Here is a 1,615-nt window from a genome sequence, read left to right on the forward strand (position 1 = left end):
CGGCGGGGCGTCTCAAAGAGGCGCTCAAGTTGCTGCAGGGCTTGCGTCGCGCGGGGATAGTCGATCCAGCGGTCTCGAAGAAGTCCGAGGATTCGTTCGTCGTTCCCTAACTCGGCTTGCTGTCTGGCAGCCGGTAGCAGATGCGCAAGTGCCCCACCCTTCATGTGTCACCTCACCATTGCTCCACATCGAAGGCCTGAACTGGCGTCGCGTAGTCGACCGCCTCAGCCTCCTGCTCCTTCACGTCACTCCTGTACGGGACAATCCTGTCGCGCAACTCTTCCAATGGGACGATCTCTTTGCGTGACGGTCGACGTGCACGGGCCGTTGTCTGTTTGGCTCTGGAAATTACATGCCGTTGCTCTTCTATTGTCCTGAAGATCAGCGACTCAGAAACAGTTTGTTGTCCTTCCAATCTAATGGAATGCAACGCTGCCCGGTGTTCAAAAAGAGAAATTGCCGGCCGCCGCATGTCTGCGTAACGGACTTCGAGGTAGTTGCCGCTCCCTGCTGTCACAAAAACCCGCGAGAGGTCCTCCGGATGATACCGAACGGTGACCGCCCGCCGCGTCTGGCGCCAGGCGACGAAAATCGGATGCCAATAACGAACATGGAAGAGCGTCAGTCCGTCAGCCTGGATTTTCCTCTGCACTACGGGCAAAAACCGAATCAGGAACCTGAGCTCAGCGTCGCTGGAAGCGGGAAGCTGCCGCGAATCAAGGCTAAGGGCAAGCATCCGCCACGTGTCAGCTGGCGTCGCTCCAAGCAGCCCGCGATGCGGAACGTGGTGGTAGCGTCTGGCGATCTCGATCGCGAGCCATTGCTCGAATTCTCGAAGCGTCAACGAGGCCGTCTTTTCAGACTCTCGCGCCTTCCGTCCTTTGGGAGACGATCCAGTCGCCCCCGGTAAGCCCCGGACACGCTCCATCAGGGTGCGGTTCAGGCGTTCAATATGGCCGCCAAAATGAGGCCGCCCGACTGGACGATACATCAGGTGGATACCGTATTCCCGACATCCACTGCGAAGCGCCCTGCTCTTGAACTCGGCAGCGTTGTCCAGATGTAGAACGCTCGGAATCCCACGCATTGGCCACTCTGCGTCCGCCTCGATCTTCGCGAGCCAGGGGCCTTTGGGCAGTGCCGCCCTGGTCAGCAGCAAACCAACGGTAGCCGCTCCCGGACGCTCCATGCCAACGTAAAAACTCAACACGCACCTGGTTGCAACGTCCAGAGCGATAGTCAGCCACGGGCGCCCAATCACCTGTCTGTCGTGTTCGCTAACCAAAACGACGTCCGCCTGGGTATGGTCGACCTGAACGATTTCCAGAGGATACTTTGCGACAAGTGAACCTGGCGCTGCCAGCGCGCTGGGAAGGGCCGCGCGCTGCAGGGCGTCCGCCTCGCGATGCTGAGCCCACCGCCGGCCTATGGTGGTTCGGCCTGGTGGTTGCAGTCCGGCAAGCTCACATCTGCGTCGAACCTCCAGCACGAGATCGGTTGCAGGATGCGCCAAATGTCGTTGAGTGGGCAGCCAGACGTGCACTACTTCGTCAATCACTGCATCAACGGCCCCTCCCAATCGATGGCTGCTCTCAGATGGGCCTCGTCGTTTCGG

2 protein-coding genes are annotated in these 1,615 nt (G+C 59.8%); both read right to left on the reverse strand.

Annotated features, from left to right (window positions below):
• Positions 1 to 164, reverse strand: a 164-nt coding sequence (locus BST28156_RS34450; protein ID WP_174904575.1) for a TniB family NTP-binding protein, incomplete at its 3' end; no start/stop codon positions are given.
• 8 nt (positions 165 to 172) lie between these two features.
• Positions 173 to 1,615 (reverse strand): TnsB C-terminal domain-containing protein (locus BST28156_RS34455; RefSeq protein WP_174904576.1); only part of this gene is annotated, 1,443 nt, incomplete at its 5' end.

This window comes from Burkholderia pseudomultivorans, assembly GCF_902499075.1.
In the GTDB taxonomy this organism is placed as follows: domain Bacteria; phylum Pseudomonadota; class Gammaproteobacteria; order Burkholderiales; family Burkholderiaceae; genus Burkholderia; species Burkholderia pseudomultivorans.